A 17,876-nucleotide genomic window follows, 5' to 3' on the forward strand; every position below is an offset into this window, starting at 1 on the left:
TGTTTGATCTTTACTATCCACCTTGGTTAGAATACTATCGACTTATGAAATGATACTGTCCGTTTATTGAAAATACTATCCGGTATCACGAAATACTATCCAAATTTCTAAATTTCTTGTCAGCTTTCGAAAATACTATTCAGATTGCTAAAATACTACCCACTTTCCTGGAATACTAAAATACTACCCACTTTAGCACAAATACTATTCAATGGAGGCTCCGCGCAATCCTTCACATCCTTCAAACCGAACCCCGACCTAAAGCTAAAATAGAAAGTGACGGAGGACCCGCCTCCGCCACACGCCAATCTTATTATAATTTTTCCTGCAAGTCTTCGATAAATGCTACAACCAATTGCACCGCATGCTCAAGGTCATCCATGTGGACGCAACCTGTGGCTGAATGGATGTACCGAGATGGGAATGAGATGCATCCGGCCATCGCACCTTTTCCCCTGATGCTCATGGACCAAGCATCAGTTCCACCGTTCAATACTGCTTGGCGTTGGTATGGGATGCTGTTTTTTTCTGCAACTTCTACAAGTTTACGGGTCAATTTCTTCGGTACGTTGTTTCCGTGTCCGGTGTCCGGCGTCCAGTCGTAGAACATAATGGCCGGACCTCCGCCAAGTGTGACCGGGATTTCCTTTTCGGAAAGAGCCGGTGTACCTCCGGATAGACACACATCAAGAGCAAGTCCGATATCAGGCTGGATTTGTCCGGAGATTGGCTCGGAACCACGAATTCCCATTTCTTCCTGTGTCGTTCCGACTCCATAAACCGTTGCGGTAATATCTTTATCTGCCAAACGCCTCATGACTTCCACAAGAACCGCACAGGCTGCACGATTGTCGACCGCTTTTCCGGTAAAAATTTCGCTTCCGTTTAGGAATTGGCCAGTCCGCTCAAATGTGATGTAGTCTCCAATCTGGACGCCCAGTGCATGGGTTTCTTCCTTGCTGCTTGTACCGACATCAATATACAATTCATTCAACGGAATAGCCATTTTAGCCTCTTCCGGCGTCACGATATGCGCCGGCTTTCCACCAGTAATACCAGTGATAGGTCCTTTTTCCGTATGAATGGTTAATACTTGGTTAAAAGCGGTGCGGCTATCATGGTAGCCGACCGGCAAAAAGTAAATGAAGCCGTCGGAGTCGATGTTATGGACAATATATCCGATTTCGTCCATGTGGGCAGCCAGCATAATTTTAAAATCTGGGTTGCTCCCCTTTTTTACAAAAACCTGATTGCCAAGCGCGTCTTCAAAATAGTCATCTGCGATTGGCTGCAGATGTCCTTTCAAACATTCGGCGACGCGTTCTTCATCGCCGGAAACACCGTGGATTGCATCAAATTGAACTAATAAATCTGATAATGAACTCATATTCTTTCAACCTCCCAAACTATTCATCTTCATATACGCCATGCGCAGTTTCAGCAAAGTATGTCACTCCTCCGCTTCATCATACAAGTGACATGCTACATAATGTCCCGGCTTCACTTCACGAAAGTTCGGGACTTCCTTCGTACAGCGGGCAAAGCATTTCGAACAGCGTGAAGCAAAGCGGCAACCGATTGGCGGGTCAAGGGGGCTTGGAATGTCCCCTTCCAATGTCGTTTTATCTTTCTTTTCATTCGGATGGTTGACAGGTATCGCATCGATTAAGGCCTGAGTATACGGATGCAAAGGCGTTTCATACAATTGCTCTACATCCGCCATTTCCACCATCTGTCCCAAATACATGACACCGACCCGATCGCTGATATGCTCCACCACACTCAAATCGTGGGCTACAAACAATATTGTCAAGCCTAATTCCTCCCGAAGTGTCGCAAGTAAGTTTAAAATCTGGGCCTGAACTGATACATCCAGTGCGGATACCGGTTCATCCGCAAAAATAAATTTCGGTTCGACTGCTAAAGCTCGAGCGATGACAATCCTTTGAAGCTGCCCGCCACTGAATTCATGGGGATGGCGGTCCATTGCATCTTTGGGCAGCCCCACCTGTTCCAAGAGCTCTGCTATTCTTTCCTCGGCTTTTTTTCCACTCGCTATTCCATGGACCTTCAATACTTCCTCAAGCGTTTGACGGATTGTCATCCGCGGGTTAAGGGAAGAATACGGATTTTGAAAAATCATTTGCATTTCACGGCGGACATCAAGCAATTCCTTGCCTGAAACATCCGTAATGTCTTTTCCCGAGAAAAACACTCGTCCATCCGTTATCTCTTCAATTTTTAAAATACATCTGCCTGTCGTGGACTTCCCGCATCCGCTTTCGCCGACCAACCCAAATATTTCTCCCTCTTCTATGGCAAATGAAATATTATCGACGGCTTTAAGGAGCTGGGTATGCTTTCCGAGAAAATTTGTTTTTCCTGCAGGGAAGTATTTTTTCAAGCCCTCAACTTGTAATAACGTCGACATGGCGATCCTCCCCTTCATTTTTAAACTGTCCGGCCACATGACATGCAACCCAATGTGAAGGAGTCAATTCTTGTAAAACTGGCCTTTCAACCTCACAAAGATCTGTTTTAAACTTGCAGCGTGCCGCAAATGGACAGCCTTTGATCTCTCTTGTAAGATCCGGAGGCGACCCTTCTATCGGCTGAAGTTGTTTCTGTTTTTGCCCAAGCTTCGGCCTTGACTCCATCAAAGCCTGTGTATAGGGGTGGAGCGGGTTGTCAAAAATGTCTTCCACGCTCGTGCTTTCAACAATTTCCCCCGCATACATGACAGAGACGGTATCGCAAATTTCCGCCACAACCCCCAAATCGTGGGTAATCATGAGAATGGCCATTCCATATTGCTTCTGTAGCTCCTCCATCAACCGTAAAATTTGCGCCTGGATTGTTACATCAAGTGCCGTTGTTGGCTCATCAGCAATCAATAATTTCGGCTTGCAGGCAAGGGCGATGGCGATCATCAGCCGTTGCAGCATACCCCCGCTGAATTCATGCGGGTATTGGTGGTACCGTTTTTCCGGAGAAGGAATTGATAAATCCTTCATGATGCTGATGGCTTCTTCTGTGGCCTGCTGCTTCGTCATCCCTTTGTGGTAGCGAAGAACCTCAGAAATTTGTACGCCTACCTTAATCAATGGATTCAAGGAAGTCATCGGATCCTGGAAAATCATCGAAATATCATTTCCTCTAATTCTCTGCATTTGCTTTTCCGTCAGGCTGGCAAGATCCTTTTCTTCAAACAAGATTTCTCCGGAGGAGATTTTTCCCCGCTGGCTTTCAACCAGTCTCATAATCGACTTGACTGTCACACTTTTACCGCTGCCGCTTTCACCCACGATGCCCATCGTTTCACCAGGCTTAACTGAAAAGTTAACAGATCTGACAGCATGTGCGATTCCCCGTTCCGTCTTGAATTGAGTGGATAAGTTTTTCACTTCAAGCAATTGATCCATCATTTAACCCCCTTTGCGGAAAAATTGTTACTGTTAATGCTTGACTCCCCTAACTACTGCAAAAATCACCGTCAAACATGACGCTAATAAAAAATCAATGATAATGCCCATCATCAAGCCTTGCTGTGTCATAAAATAAATTCCCGATGCCGCACTTGCACATACAGCAATCCATGCAATGGACGGCGAAATAGATATATTTTTCACTGAAAAAATCGGTACCATGGCTGCCCAAATGAATGAAAAATAGAACATAACATCTAAAATCGTCAAATCAGGAAGCAAAACAGAAATAAGCACTGCAATGATTACTGTTCCGGATTTAATAGCGCGCCCGTAACCTGGGTCAACAACGTAGTACGAAATAGAAGAAAACATGATAACCATCAGTGTCACAACCAAGAGAGCGACTCCGAACTGACCGCCGAATTGCTGGACAACATTGAAGCTCACTTCATCAGTCAAAGCAGGCCAGACGGCTGATGCTTTTGCGACAAAAGAAAGGGTTCCTATAGATAATGGAAGAAACATCCATATAAAAGACGATATTGTAAAAGAAAGCGCCCTTTTCGATTTCTTGATTTTCGAATAAATGCCCCAAAAGTTTTCATTCAGCAGGCTGTGCGCCAAGAACCTGATACAAAGAACGAAAACAATCAGCCAGGTCGCGGGCTCATCCAAAATCAGCATGTCCGTCGCCAAAAAGTTGACCCCTGAGTAAACTGTTGGAACGCTCACTCTTAAATAAACCAAAGTGGGGATCAAAACAGTGGTGATCAACGACAGAATCACAATCAACAAGGAACCGGGGTATCGCTTCTTATTTCTTGCGAGAATAATAAACTGATAAAAAATAACGAGCATACAAAGCGCAATGATAAAATTCAGGCCATAAAAAAGATTGAAAATCATTTTTCCTGCCAAAATCGCGATGATGATATTCTCCATTTGATACAGCCAACTGAAGGCGCCAAGTATATCTCTCTGATGGTTGGACATAGTATCATTACTTTTCAACAGCATATAAATGAATAGAAAACTGGCAAGTCCCGCAAGACAATAACCGAGTAATCCGATGACACCATATTCATAGGACGCTTGGGAGGATGCGAGAAAAGTAACAAGGCCGATCGATTGCCCGAGCAAAGCGACAATCCCTCTGCCCAAACCGATCTCATCAGCAAATTCCGAATTACTCTTCTGAATGTACCGAACCGCCAATAACAAGAAAAACAAACTAAATATAATTGTTATCTGCAGAGTTATGAACATGGATACGTGTCATCCTTTTTTGATCGATACTGGCTCGGAGAAACCCCCTCCAGCTTCCGAAATGTCGATGAAAAGTAATCAGGGCTGCTAAATCCGACATGGTTGGATATGAATTGAATGGAAAGATCATTGTTTTTCAACAGATCCTTCGCTCGCTCAATCCTGATTTTCGTCAACACATCAACGAACGTGACTCCTAGGTTATTTTTAAAAATCCGACTCAGGTGCGAAGCACTCAGATGTACGACCTTTGCCAAATCAGTCAAGGTAATGGAGCTTGCGTAGTTGGACGATAAATAATCAAGGCATTGCTGAATAATTGATTCATCCTTATTTTGTGTATCCTGTAGGGCACTATAAAGAGACTTTTTCAAAACTGCTGGAGATTGGACAACCTCCCCCACTCCGAACATCCACTCAATCCCTTGAAACTTCTCTGCCAAGGTCATTTTGAGAAACGATAATTTTTCTTTTATCTCCTGGGTATCAGAATCCTTGCTTCTCATCAAATACACCCAATCGCCCTTGATAGGATGGGGAACCGGAATCACATTTTGCAACCCTTCGCAAAATTCCGCATCCCACTCTCCTTTATCAGGTTGTGGTGCACTTTTTATTTTTACGATAACTACGACATTGGGCTGAATGGGAAGGCTTAAGAAATTTACATATTCTTCATTTGTGTCTTCTTGCAGCCAGCCTTCGACGGCTGCTTGCAAAATGAAGGATTGCTCGTTCTTCATCGATTGAATTTCTTCGTACATTTTTTTAAAAGCTGCTACATACTCTTCCGGAATCACGGGCTTCAAGATATAGGCCGATGCTCCGGAAGCGATAGCCTCCTGTGCGTAATGAAATTCTCCGTATGCAGATACAAGCATGACTTTCAAATGAGGCCATTTATGCTTGATCCTCTTTAGAATCTCGATTCCATCCCACCCGGGCATCCGGATATCAAGGCATACAATATCAATTTGGTTCTTTTCCAACTGAGACCAGGCCGCCATTCCATTTTCGGCTGTAAAAATCTCCAGTGAAGGATCATAAGATAAAAGAATACTTTTAAGATTTACGAGTTCCAACGGCTCATCGTCCACTAATAGTACCTTCAATCATAACCCTCCCCTGTGATAAAAATTTTAACTTGGCTGACCGTTTCATTACCTTCCCTTTTAATTGTCAGGCCGCTACTTTTGCCAAACTGTTCAACCAAACGGGAATGGGCATTTTTAAGCCCAATATGAAGATGATCGTCTGCAGACGTAGCGCCTTGCTTCCAATTTTCAAAACCTTGGATTACTTCATCGCTGACCCCGACACCATTGTCGCGGATCTCGATACACAGAGCACCATCATCTAAGGCTGCCGACAGTGTGATCTGCCCTCCTTCAATAGAAGGCTCAATACCATGTATACAGGCATTTTCTATCAAAGGCTGGATTACAAGCATAGGAATTTTTTCATCCAAAACCTTTTCGGGAATATCCAGGGTCCAATGAAGCCTCTCTCCAAACCGAAGCTTTTGGATGGACAAATACTGTACAGCGTATTTTATCTCGTCTTTCAATGTAACGAGTGAATCCTCATGTTCCAAATGGTAACGCAGTAGGGAAGACACCGAATAGATGGCCTGTTCTGCCTCTTTGTTTTTCTTCAGCCGGATCAAGGTTGAGATGGTATTTAATGTATTAAAAAGGAAATGAGGACGAATTTGGGCAGATAAATGGAGCAGCTTTGATTCGTTCAACAGAACCTCCAGTTCCGCCCTCTTTTTCTCCACTTCCAAATAATCCACTTCTTTTTCTGTGATCAAGATCATGACAATGGCTGTGAGGCTGATCATTCCTCCGACAATGCCCAAAATGATCAAAGTCGTAAAAAGATTGAGTGATAACAGCATACGCCCTCCAATTATGCAAGAGTCATTGTTTTCGCTGCTTCGGATCAAGATGGCTTTGCAGGCCGTCTCCAAATAAATTGAAAGAAATAACCGTTATCATAATGGCAAAACCTGAAGCAAGTGCAGCGTTGGGAGAAACCAGTAAATATTCTCTCCCTTCCGATAACATATATCCCCAGTCTGCTGTAGGAGGCTGCACGCCAAGACCTAGGAAGCTGAGCGCAGCCAAATCGATGATGGCATACGCAAAGTCGATGGTTACCTGAACAATGATTGGCGAAATACAGTTGGGAAGTATATGCCGGAAGATGACACGTGTGTGCGAAAAGCCCAGAGACCGGGCAGCATCCACATACGACTGCTGTTTTTCAACGAGCGTCACGGATCTGACAAGCCTTGCGATCATTGGCACATATACAATGCCAAGCGCAATCACGGCGTTTTCAAATCCTCGTCCGAAAGTCGCCACAATGATGAATGCCAATAGGATGGTAGGAAATGCAAGGATGACATCCCATACACGGTTAATGATATTATCAATTTTTCCTCCGAAATATCCGGAAATCAAACCAAGCGGAACACCGATCACTACGGAAAATAACACAACGAGCAAGGCCCCAAGCAAAGTGGTTCTCGTTCCATAAATGACCCTGCTGAGAATATCCCTTCCCTGCATATCTGTCCCAAACCAATGGGCTGCCGAAGCAGGCTCCAAGGATTTCTCCAAATCCTGGGCATTGGGATCATATGGAGCAATGAGCGGTGCCAACAGCGAAATCAGTATGATGATAATAATAATGATTCCCGCAATTACAGACAATTTATTTTTGAAAAAAGGCGAGTGCCAAATACTTCTTTTTTTATCCGGTTCATTTAACACCTGTGCAGGTGGCTGGCTTTGCAGTTCCATCAAATCCCTCCCCTCTATTTATAACGAATTCTTGGATCGATCACGGCATATAAGATATCGACCAACAGATTGATCAAAAGAAATGCGACGACCATAAACAACATCGTTCCCTGCACGACTGGATAATCACTTGTCTGCACTCCGTTGATAATGAGGCTACCCAATCCACCGAGGCCAAATGTATATTCAACGAGGACCGTTCCTACGATCAGCACCCCGATTTGGATTCCGGTAACAGTCACCAATGGCACGAGCGCATTTCTAAGAGCATGTTTTAAAATAATGACTTTCCGCGGCATTCCCTTTGCCACCGCTGTTTGAATATAATTCGTGTTCATCACTTCGATCATTCCGCTTCTTGTGATGCGGGAATTGAGAGCTACCATATTAAAACTTAATGCCAATGAAGGTAATAAAAGGTGGACGAGGTTATCTGTGAATCCCTCACCCGCTCCGAAGGCAGGCAGCAAGTCCAGATGATATGAAAACAGCAAGACCAATAAAATCCCCGTAAAGAAAACGGGCGAGGAGACTCCGACAAATGCAAACATCGTCGACAAATGGTCCATCCAAGTATTTTTCTTGATGGCAGATAGGATTCCCAGAGGAATGGCAATGATCAAAGTAAAGATCATGCTCATCACAATCAGCTGCAAAGTGAGCGGCATCCGCTCAATGATCATGCTTGTGACAGATTGCTTCATCTTATAGCTTTCGCCCAAATCACCGCTGGCCACATTTTTCAGCCAGATGGCGTACTGTTCCACAATCGGTTTATTAAGATGGTATTTTTCCCGGATATTATCCAACACTTCAGGGGACGTTTGATGTCCACCGGCCATGATAAGCGCGGGATCTCCCGGAACCATTCTCGACATGCCGAAGATCAGGATCGAAACAATAAATAAAATAGGTATTAATATAAATAGTCGCCTGATAATATAGCTGGCCATCATCACACCTCCTGTTAAGAAAAGCGCAAGGCGCCCGCCTATCGGCGACAAGCACAAGGCAAATTGCGAGGAGGCAGTTCTTCAGCCACCACAGCAATTTGACTTGTGACCTCGAGCCGATGGCGCCTGGAGCTAGACATAACCGTATACTTGTTTAAATAGAGAACTTGGACTAATCTTATACTTTCTTTAGTTCGGGGGTCTGACCCCCGATGGTTTAAAGCGTTAATGTATTGAAGGAGGCCTGATTCCTGATGGAACCTCCTGTCAATGAATGAGAGAAACCCCCTTCTTCATTTGAAGAAGGGGAATTTCCATCGATGCTTCTGCTATTATTTCAGTTTAATATCTTTCAAGAATCCATCCCAATACCATAATGGAGTAATGTGATAGCCTTCCACATTGTTTGTCATGGCCATCATTTGCTTTTGATGGCTGAGAGTGATCCAAGGAGAATCTTCTGCGATGATTTTCTGTGCCTGAATCATCAATTCTGTCCGTTTTTCATCGTCAGTTAATTTATTTTGCTCAGCCAACAGCTTATCGACTTCCGCATTTTTGTAGTTGGCATAGTTTGCTCCACCGTCTCCTGTATTATCGGAATGGAATAATGGATGCAAGTTGCCGGATGGATCCGGGAAGTCAGAGCCCCAGTTTTGAATGGCGATATCATAGTCTCTTGCTCCGCCAAACGTGCGGGACATCAATTCTTCGCCTGTCAGTTTTTCAATCTCAAGATCAATGCCAAGGGGTTTGACTGCTGCCTGTAACGCCAATGCTGCATTCATGCGGAGTGTATCGCCGTCAGTAGAAATTTTCGCTTTGAATCCTTCTGGAACGCTTGATTCCGCCATAAGCTTTTTGGCTTTTTCAATGTCATAAGAATAGTCTGGCAATTCTTTATATGCTTGCTCCCATTTGTCTTTTGCAAATGTCCACATGACTGGAGGAACTGTTGACCCATCTGCAGGAATTCCTGCATCTTTGATAATCTGCTTGATGATTTTTTCTTTATCAAGGGTATAGTTCATCGCTTGTCTTACTTTCGGATCGTCAAACGGTTTCCTTTGTGTATTGAACTCAATTCCGTCAATCAGGTAGCTGTCTGAAGTATCCAGTCTCGCATTATCCATTTCTTCAATTTTTCCAATCAAATCCAATGGAAGTTCGACTGCGATATTCAATTGGCCTGTTTTCAGTCCGGTAATTCTCGTTGTTCCTTCAGGAATGACTTTGAAGACTGCTTTATCCAAATAAGGTCCGCCATCTTTATTCCAGTAGTTCTCATTCTTTTCAAGTACAATTTCAGAACCTGTCTGCCAGCTTTCAAACTTGAATGGGCCCGTACCGACAATTCCACCTTCAGGCTTGCCGAAATTATCTTTATGCTCTTCATAGTAAGCTTTGCTGATGACATGTCCGGCTGTAGTGGCAAGAGCATACTTGAACAACGCGTCCGGTTTAGACAATGTCATCTTGACTGTCCAGTCATCCATTTTTTCGATTTTATCCACGTTATCGAACATCCAGCCTACGTATGAAGCTGTTTTGGGATCCTTGATCCTTTCCAGTGAGAAAATAACATCGTCTATCGTCATTGGAGTGCCATCGGAAAACTTGACATCATCACGCAGACGATAAATATACGTCAATTCATCCGGGTTCTCCCAATCTTTCGCCAAATTCGGCTCAAGCTCACCTTTTTCATTGAATTTCAATAATCCTTCGGTAATCTGGTTGACTACCGGGCCGGTGGCAAAATCATAGGTGAATGCTGGATCGACCGCCACTATATCCTGAGCCAGGCCGATTGTGATCGTTCCCCCAGCTTTGCCTTCTGACTTGGATTCAGAGCTTTTTCCGCCAGAACATCCTGTAAAAATAAGCAGCATGAAAACGCTTATCATTACGAGAATCATTTTTGTTTGCTTTTGCAACTTTTGTCCCCCTCTCTTACACTTATCAAAATTATAATGAACTTTCGGAATTAAGAGTTTTAAAAAATGATCATTTTTTCTTTGAAATTTTATCTAAAATATTAGACTCCAAAGGAAAAAGCCCTCTTTTTTGAACTGCACCCCAATTGCTAGACTACCATCAAATAATGATATACTCCCCTTAAATGGACAGATTAAATAGTAAAAAAACTTGTTTATCTTAGAGTTTTTATGTCCAAAGATAGATTATTATCAACTCCCGTAAATAAGGAAGACTCTCTATTCGTGAAATTTCTTCTATGTATGAAATAACCTGTCTAACTTTATGGTCACTTCAATTATAAAGCGCTTTTCTTTTTCTTTTTTTTCAAAACGATGGCGATAACCAAAAGCAGCAATGGTAAACACAACTGGGTAAAGGCCGAGGAATATGGGAATGTCAAAAAGTCGTATCGACCTATCTCCATCGTGCTATGTACTCCCCAAAAGGAAAATTGAACTAACAATATTCCCAAAGGCCAGACAATCGGGCGGTAGTCGGAAAGATTTAGCCATTGGGCTATTCCTAAAGCACAAATATAATAAAAGACAGAGGTTTTAACGAAGGCTCCCGCTATCCACACGGCCATGATAACAGCCTCCATGTTTTCGAAAAATCCGGCAACGCTTGCATATCTGCCAACGTTCATCAATGGATAAATTTTGTTTGCAGTTGAATCACCCAACATAAAAAGAACCAGCAAATGGACAATCACCAGTGAGACCATGACCCCTAAAACTGCAATAAGCCCATATTTCATTCCTTTTTTCGCATTTGATAAATAAGGGAGAAGAAAAGCGATGATAAAAAACTCCGAAAACCACCCTATGGGTGGAATAGCACCCTTTATAACGGGGAGCCACCCGTTTTCCAAAATCGGTAGCATATTTTTGGGTTGAAGATCGGGAGCCAAGAAAAAGGAAGAAAATATAATCGGTAACACAAATATTGGAAAAAGCAGCTGACCTGCCCTTGCCATCACTTCCAGCCCACCATATATACATAACGCACAGATGAACACCATAGAAGAAATAACCACTACTTGTGGAGTCTTGAATAAAAAGGAGGTTACGATAAATTCACTGTACCCTCTAACTATCGTTCCGGTCGTATCCAGGTAGAAAACAATAATAAGGAAGCCTATCACCTTTCCCGGTATTTTCCCAACTACAGCTTCACTAATTTGGATAATCGTTTTCCCTCGGTGCATATTATGGAGGCTGACTGCCAAATAAATGGCTAAAAAACCTGCAAAAGATGCAAGGATGGGAGATATCCACATATCCCTGCCCGCAGATTGGGCTGTAAAGCCCGGCATGGAAAGAATGGCAGTGGCAATTACGGCAGGATACAATAATATAGCCATCTGCAAAGCTGATATTTTCCCTTTTTCCATTATCCCACTTCCTTTCCATGCTGATGGATATTACTTCCCTATGATCCGGCTGATCGGATGAAATATTGCTTTTTCCAAATCAAGAGGGCCTTTTATATGCTGCAAGTTGAATAAGGATAATATCAGGCCTATCAGAAGAAGGGCAATGAACCCTCCCTTATCCCTTTTTGAATAGTCCTTCATTCTTGGCCATTGCAAAATAACGATCACTGCAACAACTGCTGCTGTACCGAAGAATTGTCCCCACTCCATCGTTATTTCTCTTCCTTTGCTTTAATGGGCTCATTGATATATCCCTGTCTGCGAATAGATGCCTTGATGTGAAATTCCGTCTTTACTTCCGGAAAAACTTCTTCCCACCGGTCTTTGACCTTCTTCCATTGCTGTGGATATTTCCGATGAAATGCCCTGCCGTATTCCACAACATCCAATCCATGATCCTGCGCCTCCTCTATTGCCTGGCGAATCCGTCCTTCCACTCTGTCACTATACGCTTTCTTTACCTTTCTTTCTGATTCCCCATTATCTAAATCCAATTTTGTTCCATTTTCCACAACGGTCCCCTCGGTAGTAATGTCTACAATCACCTTCCACTCTCCGTTTTGAATGCGGGGTGTGATATCCACTTTGGTTTTTACTGGGAAAATAGAAATGTTCCCCTTTTCCTCCTCCAGCTCAAAAGTTACGGTATAATCCTTCAATTTGTCTTTAATCCAGAGCAATCCTCTCGTTGTTGATTTGGGAATCGTTCCTGCCATCCGATCTTCTTTGAACAAAACAGTTCCATCAAAAACTGCGTATTGGGCTTGCTTTCCGTCGCTTTTTTCCTCTATTTTTAAATAAGGCAAAACAACATTCTGGTCTCGCGACGTTAACATTTTATCAAGGTCCTGAAGTGTTACGCTCAATCCATGTTTGCTACTAGAAACTTTCCGTAGCGCTTCCGCCGAATAGCGTTCAAGAGTATCCTTCGTATCCAAAACTTTTTTAGCCTTTCCCCGGCTGACAAATATGAAGGCCCTCTCCCTTGGCTGTGGGTGCCGAAGGAGAAAATCAACGTGCTCTTGTATACCATCTTTGGCCACCGCTTCACCGAAAATAAATATTTTGCAGCTTCCCCAAAAGACCTTGCGAGGAATTTCAGCTTGGAGCTTCGAAAGGGCATCCGCTAAATTACTTCCTTTATGGTAAGTAATCATCGTCGTCTCTTTCCCGCCACCTCCAGTGGTTCCGCCCCCCTCGCTGCCACCTCCCATTGACTTTGGGATAAAAATCTCGAGAGAAAGCTCTACTTGGCCGTCTTCACTTTTATCAATGCCTGTTGCAGTCACGATGGCCAGATCGTTGACTTCTATCCGGTCCCAGCAGCCGGCAAGGAAAAACATGCCCCCGGCAAAGACGGCAAGAAAAACAGATTTTTTTACGAAAGAATTTTTCAGCCCCATCATCACTTAGCCCTCACTTTCGTCAATTCTCGGTCTCACCGCCCCGAAGCGGTCCGGGTTTTTGGTCGGGAGCCTGCCTGTACAAATTCGCATCCCCATCAAAATGAGGGCGTGTGTCCATCATCCAGAAAGGCGATCTCCAAAGCACATCCTTCAATTCACGCTTTTTTAGTGGTGCCAGCGGTTGCATATAGGGCTCTCCGAAGGATCTCAAAGTGCACAAATGGACAATAATCACCAAAAAGCCAAGCATGATGCCCAGCAGCCCCAAAAATCCGGCAAGAAAAACGAGCGGAAAACGAAGAAAACGAATGGAATAGCCGAGGATATATCGGGGAATTAAAAATGAGGCGATTCCCGTTGTTGCGACCACTATAACCATCGGGGCTGACACAAGTCCCGCCTGCACGGCTGCCTGTCCTATAACAAGCGCACCGACGATGCTGACAGCAGCCCCGACTTGATTCGGGAGCCTGATTCCGGCTTCCCTCAGCGCTTCCAGCATCAATTCCATAAGGATTACTTCAACCAAGGCGGGATATGGAACACTTTCCCTTGCAGCAGCAATGCTCAGAAGTAGCGGATCAGGAATCATCTCCTGATGGAAGGTTGTAACGGCTACATAAAGAGATGGAAGAAACAAGGAAATGGCAATAAATACATACCGCAGCCAGCGGATAATGGTGCCGACAAAATAGCGTTCATAATAATCATCAGGCGCCTGGAGCATTGAGAAAAATGAAACTGGAGCGATCATGGCAAATGGTGTGCCATCAGTCAAAATAGCTGCACGCCCTTCTAACAAATGGGCGCTTACCACATCCGGGCGCTCCGTTGATAAAATTTGTGGAAATGGCGAATATGGATTGTCTTCAATCATTTCCTCGACATAATCACTCGCCAGAACCCCATCTATCTCTATCCGCTGCAGTCTTTTCTCAAACTCTTCTACCAATGTCGGGCTGGCTATTCCTTCGATATAAGCAAGAACAATACCCGTCTTTGTATATTCACCTATATTGATTGTTTTCATTTTAAGTGCGGGGCTTTTTATCATTCGCCGCAGCATGGATGTATTTACCTGAAGTGATTCAATGAATCCTTCTCGCGGCCCTCTAATCACCTTTTCGGACTGCGGTTCTTCAATGCCCCGGATTTCAAATTTAGGCAGACTCAAGGAAATGGCGGTTCTTTCCCCTTCAATCAATAAAATGGGACTACCGCTAGAAATCGACTCAATGCAGTCAGCCACAAGAGATACCTGTTTGATATTAGATATGGAGATTGTGTTTTCAATCAACTCTAGCTTTGGCTGGTGCGGTTCACCGATTCCCTCCTTTTGGATAAGCGGATATAACACACACTCATCAAGAAGATCCATATCCGAGATGCCATCAATATAAATAATCATTCCCCTAATGCTGCCGAAAATCCGAAACTCTCGGAAAACTATATCCCAACAATCCTTATAAATAGATTGAAAAGCCTCAACGTTTTCTTTGAAGCTTTTCCGAAGGGGTTCCTGCGGCTTTGGAATTAGAGCATCATCACTTGTTTGCTTTTTTCTTTTTCTCTTTAGTAGCCTTTGCACATTCCGAATCAAGCCCGTTCCCTCCGTTTATAGTTTTTTTTATCTTTCTACACATAAAGCCAATTATGCAATTAGTTCAAAAAATACCAGAATCTCCAAGTCAGTAAAAAATCAAAGGCAGTTCGAGCCTTTCGCTCAAAGTGACTCAGTCAAAATATGTGCATTCGAAAATTTAACCTGTTTTTAAGCTTTTGTGGGACCCACTTTTCCAGATGGGTTTTCTACGATCAAATGCGCCTTGGCGTATTTACGCCAGATTTTATCGAGCTCCGCTCGATAAATTTCCTCTGAAAATCTGTGGATTCAGCCGGGGTTTGAACCCCCACTGAATGGGATACCAATATACATTCATCTCACCACTTACAGAAGTGGGAGACTTCTGCTGAATGAAGTTAAATGACAGATTTCCCCCCCAATCTTTCTTTGCAATTGGGAAATTTTTAGCACAAAGATAAACGTTAATACTTCAATTTCTTTACATTCCACATAAGCGAATCGACCCCTTTGGAAAAATGAACAACCGGGTCCTCTTCAGAAAAATCCAGGTTTAGGGGAGAGAAAAGTGTATTCCTTTGAATCTGTACATCCGCCCTTTTCAACAGCCAAGGTTGATGATGAATGTCTCCGTGAAAAATATCTTTTTTATTTTGCGTTGTGTAAAAACAGTATTTTTCCGTAAGGAAATGATCCAGTGTATCCTTGCTCGGGAAAAACTCATTTTCTTTTGGTGTACAGATTCCATCAAACCGAACAGGCAGATTCCTACGCACCGAGTCATAAAAAATGGCGTTCCCTTTCCGTCTTATAGCAATGTCCGCCGAATGGTATGGAAGACGGTACCACCTCTTTGCAATCAACAAGGAAGCCCAATCGTTTACATCAAGAGAGATGAAAAAAACGCCAGGTTTCCCCTCATGTTTTACATATGTCCGTACGTTCACCTCAGAGAAAGGAGCAACCACAGAAAAAAAAGAAAGGCCACGGAAATAAATTCCTTCCATTTCAAATGCCACGATTCCAAGCCAGGCAAATCCGTCATATGTATCAATTTCCAGTACAGATGGTATATAAGGACGGAGCAGCTCGGGCTGAACAGGCCAATGTAGAAATAATGTATTGCGCCATGCCTGCCGCATGATCCAATTATTTGGAGGCAGCGGCAGCAAACGATGCTCGACTTCTTTATATATGTCCATGGTCTCGTCTCCTTTCAAGCATAATTTGTGCTTTTTACTTGCCTTCTATCCCTTATCACAATTTTTCAACGTCGGGACATAGTTTCTTTCATCTGAGCAACAATAAAGACAAGACAAAAGAGATTGGAGGACAAGAGCATGGCGGAAATTTTGTCCTATATTACATTTGGAATTACAGTCTTCTTATTTATCGTTTTTTTGTTTGTATTATTCGGTTGGCGTTGGATCATGAAAAGGATTGTAAAGCAAACGACCAAAATCATTTTTACTGATAGTTATCAGGAAAATATCGTTGAGATAATTCCCGGCCTAAAGCATATGGGAATTCAAAATGTGCTTGAAAATAATTTACGCTCTGAGACCGGCGATCTGCTTCATCGGCCGCTTGGTTCTTCAAAAACATGGCCACATTTGGATACCATCACATTTATACCCGCTCAGACATCACCGTTTCCGGTCTCAAGCGAGGATGATGTAGATGTCAGTGTCACAATTGGACCCAAAGCAAAAAAACCGATGAAAATCGACATCCCGCTTATGATTAGCGGAATGGCCTATGGTGTGGGTCTTAGCCAACAGGCTCGGGTAGCTTTGGCAGGTGCAGCAAATAATACCGGCACTGCCATTAATTCCGGAGAAGGCGGAATCTTGGATGAAGAGTTGGATACCGCTGGAAATTATATTCTTCAGTTTTCCAAAACTGAGTGGGCTAAGGACGAAAAATTTATCAAACGGGCAAACATGATTGAAATCAAGCTCGGTCAAGGCGCTAAGATGGGAATGGGGGCGAAAATCTCACCGAAAAATCTGACAGGAAAGGCTCGGGACATCATGGGGTTGAAAGAAGAAGAAGATGCCATCATCCATGAGCATTTTTTTGAAAACCAGACTTTGAAAGACTTAAAGGAACTAGTTAATGAACTTCGCGACCTGTCAGGCGGCGTCCCAATCGGTGTTAAAATGGGAGCCGGGGGAAAGATCGAAGAAGATATCGATCATTTGCTTGAAATGGGGGTCGATTATATCGCAATTGATGGTGCCCAAGCATCGACCCACGCAGGTGCACCTATTTTAGCCGATGATTTCGGCATCCCTACACTGCATGCAGTTGTTCGGGCTTCAAATCATTTGCGGAGAAGAAAAATGAAAGGACATGTGAGCTTGATTGTTTCAGGTGGACTTGTAGTTCCTGGCCATTTTTTAAAAGTACTGGCGCTTGGAGCTGATGCGGTTTATCTAGGATCTGCTATTCTTTTCGCTTTGGCGCATACTCAGGTTACAAAGGCCGTTCCCTTCGAACCGCCCACACAGGTCGTCTGGCATGAAGGGAAGTTCAAAGAACAGTTTGACGTTAAGGAAGGAACAAAGGGGGCCGAAAAATTCCTGACCTCAAGTACTGAAGAAATAAAAATAGGATTGAGGGCAATGGGGAAAAGCTCCTTGAACGAGTTATCCAGAAAAGACCTTGTTTCTTATGACGAGGCAATGGCGAAAATGATTGGAATCCCCTTTACATTCCAACCATTTCCGGGAAAAGGAAGGAATGGAATAAAGGGTAACGGAAAAGCTCAGGAAAGCTAATGGCATTTTTTAAACATCCAAGGAAAAGCTGAAAAAGGAGGCAGTTTCTGACTAGTTCGTTAAACGAAAAAGGAAACAGTCTGTAAAAACAGCGGCGGGATTGCCAATTTGCCCACGTTTGTATGACGAGTTGGTAATACCGTCGGTATTATTGTCCATTTCAAAGAACAGAACACATCTCTATAAGCTTAGAAACAGTTAATATGTGGAAAAGTTATGAGAAGATGAAAATA

The 17,876-nt window shown here is 43.4% G+C and carries 15 protein-coding genes; 1 reads left to right on the forward strand and 14 read right to left on the reverse strand.

Going from position 1 to position 17,876, the window contains the following annotated elements; genetic code table 11:
• Positions 1-313: 313 nt before the first annotated feature.
• From D5F11_RS17600 to D5F11_RS17665, 14 genes are all read right to left on the reverse strand, one after another.
• Entirely contained in the window at positions 314-1,387 is a 1,074-nt protein-coding gene (locus D5F11_RS17600) for a M42 family metallopeptidase (protein ID WP_120117304.1), read from the reverse strand.
• Positions 1,388-1,450: 63 nt separating this feature from the next.
• Positions 1,451-2,431, reverse strand: a complete 981-nt coding sequence (locus D5F11_RS17605; RefSeq protein ID WP_120117303.1) for an ABC transporter ATP-binding protein — start codon at positions 2,429-2,431, stop codon at positions 1,451-1,453.
• Entirely contained in the window at positions 2,409-3,422 is a 1,014-nt protein-coding gene (locus D5F11_RS17610; RefSeq protein WP_120117302.1) for an ABC transporter ATP-binding protein, read from the reverse strand. Before D5F11_RS17610 ends, D5F11_RS17605 begins: the two co-directional genes overlap by 23 nt.
• Positions 3,423-3,455: 33 nt before the next feature.
• A complete protein-coding gene (locus D5F11_RS17615; RefSeq protein WP_120117301.1) occupies positions 3,456-4,694 on the reverse strand; it encodes a hypothetical protein in 1,239 nt (412 codons plus the stop codon).
• Positions 4,685-5,806, reverse strand: a complete 1,122-nt coding sequence (locus D5F11_RS17620; RefSeq protein ID WP_120117300.1) for a response regulator transcription factor — start codon at positions 5,804-5,806, stop codon at positions 4,685-4,687. The genes D5F11_RS17615 and D5F11_RS17620 overlap by 10 nt, the downstream gene beginning before the upstream one ends.
• On the reverse strand, positions 5,803-6,594 hold the full coding sequence (locus D5F11_RS17625) for a sensor histidine kinase (protein WP_120117299.1): 792 nt from the start codon (positions 6,592-6,594) through the stop codon (positions 5,803-5,805). The genes D5F11_RS17620 and D5F11_RS17625 overlap by 4 nt, the downstream gene beginning before the upstream one ends.
• A 22-nt stretch (positions 6,595-6,616) precedes the next feature.
• Entirely contained in the window at positions 6,617-7,504 is an 888-nt protein-coding gene (locus D5F11_RS17630) for an ABC transporter permease (protein WP_120117298.1), read from the reverse strand.
• Between the two features lie 14 nt (positions 7,505-7,518).
• Entirely contained in the window at positions 7,519-8,457 is a 939-nt protein-coding gene (locus D5F11_RS17635) for an ABC transporter permease (protein WP_120117297.1), read from the reverse strand.
• Between the two features lie 332 nt (positions 8,458-8,789).
• Entirely contained in the window at positions 8,790-10,394 is a 1,605-nt protein-coding gene (locus tag D5F11_RS17640; RefSeq protein ID WP_120117296.1) for an ABC transporter substrate-binding protein, read from the reverse strand.
• A gap of 338 nt (positions 10,395-10,732) precedes the next feature.
• The gene (locus D5F11_RS17645; RefSeq protein WP_120117295.1) at positions 10,733-11,830 is read right to left on the reverse strand and encodes a GerAB/ArcD/ProY family transporter; all 1,098 of its coding nucleotides are present in this window, start codon (positions 11,828-11,830) and stop codon (positions 10,733-10,735) included.
• Between the two features lie 30 nt (positions 11,831-11,860).
• Positions 11,861-12,082, reverse strand: coding sequence for a hypothetical protein (locus D5F11_RS17650; RefSeq protein WP_120117294.1), 222 nt, complete (start codon positions 12,080-12,082; stop codon positions 11,861-11,863).
• A 2-nt stretch (positions 12,083-12,084) separates the two neighbouring features.
• Positions 12,085-13,278, reverse strand: coding sequence for a Ger(x)C family spore germination protein (locus D5F11_RS17655; protein WP_120117293.1), 1,194 nt, complete (start codon positions 13,276-13,278; stop codon positions 12,085-12,087).
• 19 nt (positions 13,279-13,297) lie between these two features.
• Positions 13,298-14,878, reverse strand: a complete 1,581-nt coding sequence (locus D5F11_RS17660) for a spore germination protein (RefSeq protein WP_120117292.1) — start codon at positions 14,876-14,878, stop codon at positions 13,298-13,300.
• Between the two features lie 446 nt (positions 14,879-15,324).
• Entirely contained in the window at positions 15,325-16,062 is a 738-nt protein-coding gene (locus tag D5F11_RS17665; protein WP_120117291.1) for a YqjF family protein, read from the reverse strand.
• Between the two features lie 138 nt (positions 16,063-16,200).
• On the opposite strand from D5F11_RS17665, the gene D5F11_RS17670 reads away from it, so the two are divergent.
• A complete protein-coding gene (locus D5F11_RS17670; RefSeq protein WP_120117290.1) occupies positions 16,201-17,643 on the forward strand; it encodes an FMN-binding glutamate synthase family protein in 1,443 nt (480 codons plus the stop codon).
• Positions 17,644-17,876: the final 233 nt, after the last annotated feature.

Origin of the sequence: Siminovitchia terrae, from assembly GCF_003605405.2 — a bacterium.
Taxonomy (GTDB): Bacteria; Bacillota; Bacilli; order Bacillales; family Bacillaceae_C; genus Siminovitchia; species Siminovitchia terrae.

Bases quoted from the DNA above. Each gene is read 5' to 3' on its own strand.
- D5F11_RS17600 (WP_120117304.1), bottom strand. From the start codon at position 1,387: ATGAGTTCATTATCAGATTTATTAGTTCAATTTGATGCAATCCACGGT.
- D5F11_RS17605 (WP_120117303.1), bottom strand. From the start codon at position 2,431: ATGTCGACGTTATTACAAGTTGAGGGCTTGAAAAAATACTTCCCTGCA.
- D5F11_RS17610 (WP_120117302.1), bottom strand. From the start codon at position 3,422: ATGGATCAATTGCTTGAAGTGAAAAACTTATCCACTCAATTCAAGACG.
- D5F11_RS17615 (WP_120117301.1), bottom strand. From the start codon at position 4,694: ATGTTCATAACTCTGCAGATAACAATTATATTTAGTTTGTTTTTCTTG.
- D5F11_RS17625 (WP_120117299.1), bottom strand. From the start codon at position 6,594: ATGCTGTTATCACTCAATCTTTTTACGACTTTGATCATTTTGGGCATT.
- D5F11_RS17630 (WP_120117298.1), bottom strand. From the start codon at position 7,504: ATGGAACTGCAAAGCCAGCCACCTGCACAGGTGTTAAATGAACCGGAT.
- D5F11_RS17635 (WP_120117297.1), bottom strand. From the start codon at position 8,457: ATGGCCAGCTATATTATCAGGCGACTATTTATATTAATACCTATTTTA.
- D5F11_RS17645 (WP_120117295.1), bottom strand. From the start codon at position 11,830: ATGGAAAAAGGGAAAATATCAGCTTTGCAGATGGCTATATTATTGTAT.
- D5F11_RS17650 (WP_120117294.1), bottom strand. From the start codon at position 12,082: ATGGAGTGGGGACAATTCTTCGGTACAGCAGCAGTTGTTGCAGTGATC.
- D5F11_RS17655 (WP_120117293.1), bottom strand. From the start codon at position 13,278: ATGATGGGGCTGAAAAATTCTTTCGTAAAAAAATCTGTTTTTCTTGCC.
- D5F11_RS17665 (WP_120117291.1), bottom strand. From the start codon at position 16,062: ATGGACATATATAAAGAAGTCGAGCATCGTTTGCTGCCGCTGCCTCCA.
- D5F11_RS17670 (WP_120117290.1), top strand. From the start codon at position 16,201: ATGGCGGAAATTTTGTCCTATATTACATTTGGAATTACAGTCTTCTTA.